Source organism: Schnuerera sp. (assembly GCF_035459645.1).
Classification (GTDB): domain Bacteria; phylum Bacillota; class Clostridia; order Tissierellales; family Tepidimicrobiaceae; genus Schnuerera.
In genome coordinates, this window is sequence record NZ_DATHXO010000265.1 from 1 (window position 1) to 1,753 (window position 1,753).

At 32.5% G+C, this 1,753-nt stretch carries 2 protein-coding genes and 1 pseudogene; 1 reads left to right on the forward strand and 2 read right to left on the reverse strand.

Annotated features, from left to right (window positions below; all coding sequences use genetic code 11):
- Window positions 1–868, forward strand: an 868-nt coding sequence (locus VK998_RS06245) for a 3D domain-containing protein (RefSeq protein WP_325226636.1), incomplete at its 5' end; no start/stop codon positions are given.
- 73 nt (window positions 869–941) lie between these two features.
- Here VK998_RS06245 and VK998_RS06250 read toward each other — a convergent pair.
- The gene (locus VK998_RS06250; RefSeq protein ID WP_325226637.1) at window positions 942–1,466 is read right to left on the reverse strand and encodes a spore maturation protein; all 525 of its coding nucleotides are present in this window, start codon (window positions 1,464–1,466) and stop codon (window positions 942–944) included.
- Window positions 1,460–1,753: pseudogene (locus tag VK998_RS06255) on the reverse strand (spore maturation protein); the annotation flags it as partial. The pseudogene VK998_RS06255 and the gene VK998_RS06250, both read right to left, overlap by 7 nt.

Consider the following 1,753-nt stretch of genomic DNA (forward strand, 5'->3'; position numbering starts at 1 on the left):
AGTGGAAGAACTGCTTAGACTAGAGGATATTACTTTAGATGAAGATGCATATATAAATATTCCACTTGACACTAAATTAGAAAACAATATGAATATAATTATAAAGACACCAAAAGATTATATATTGGCCCTTGGAGACAAAAAGGGTGAAATTAAATCAGTTCATGATAAAGTCCAGGATATATTGGAGGATTTAAATATTGAACTAGATGAAAAGGATTATACTTATCCTAACCTAGATGAAAAAGTCATCCCTGGAACAGAGATTGAAATCATTCGGGTTGAAGAAACATTTGAAGAATTTGAAGAACCAATTCCCTACGAAGAGATGGTTAAGAAAAATGATAGATTAGATTTAGGTATAGAAAATACCATACAAGAGGGAAAAGATGGATTAAAGAATGTAAAAGTAAAAAAAGTATTTGAAAATGGTAAACTTGTTTCAGAAAAAATTATAGAGGAAGAGACTATTGTAGAACCTATTCCAAAAATAATGGAAAAGGGAACTAAAAACACAGTGGCTTCTTCTAGAGGAAATATTAGGTTTAGAAAAGCTATTACTATGACAGCAACAGCTTATGATTTATCTTATGAAAGTACAGGTAAAAGACCTGGAGACAAATATTATGGTATTACAGCCTCTGGTACTAAAGCCAGACCTGGAGTTGTAGCAGTTGACCCCAGGATAATACCTTTAGGCACTAAACTGTATGTAGAAAGTCTTGACAGTACCAAAGATTATGGTTTTTGTATAGCTGAGGACACAGGTGGAGCAATTAAGGGAAACAAAATTGACTTATTTTTCAACACAGCTAGAGAAGTCAGGAACTTTGGTAGAAGAAAGGTAAAAGTTTATATAATAGAATAGTTTTAATCAATGCACAATTATTAGGCGACCAAAAGTCGCCTAATAATTGTGAACTGTCCATTGTCAAAGACTATCAATTATAAAAAATTCCACATATGAATATAGTTATAAATATAGATATTATATAAGATAGTAAAGCTGCTTTTAAGGTGTGTCTGTGGTCTTTTACTCCTATGGAGCCAAAGTATAGGGCTATTGTATAGAATATGGTTTCTGATGAACCCATCATGACGGAAGCAACTACTCCTGGAAAGGAATCTGGACCATAATATCCTATAGTATCCTTTACTACACCTAATGCTCCTGAGCCAGATATAGGTCTGATTAGGATTAGTGGCATAATTTCATTTGGTATCCCTAATATTTGGGTTATAGGGCTTAAAAGATGAGTAAACATATCTAAAGCACTGGAACCTCTAAATATACCTATAGCTATAAAAATAGCAATTAAATAGGGCATAATCTTGATAACAGTTTTGAATCCTTCTATTGCTCCTTCAATAAAAGAAGCATAAATATCCACTCCTTTTATATACCCATGGCTAAGAATTATTAATATCAAAAAAGGAACTATTCCTAAAGAAATAATCTCTAACATTTTTTTCCCCTTTCAAACATTTTTCCTACTATTATGGCTATAATAGTTGACAAAAAGGTGGCTAATATGGTGATACCTATTATTCCTGTAGGATTCTTAGAACCATAGTCATATCGAATCTTCACTACGGTTAAAGGCACTAATTGTAGTGAAGACATATTTATAATCAAAAACAGAGCCATAGCATTAGTAGCTTTCTTTTTATCTCTATTTAAACCATCTAATTCCTTCATAGCCTTTAAGCCAAAAGCAGTGGCACCATTCCCTACACCGAACATATTAGCCAT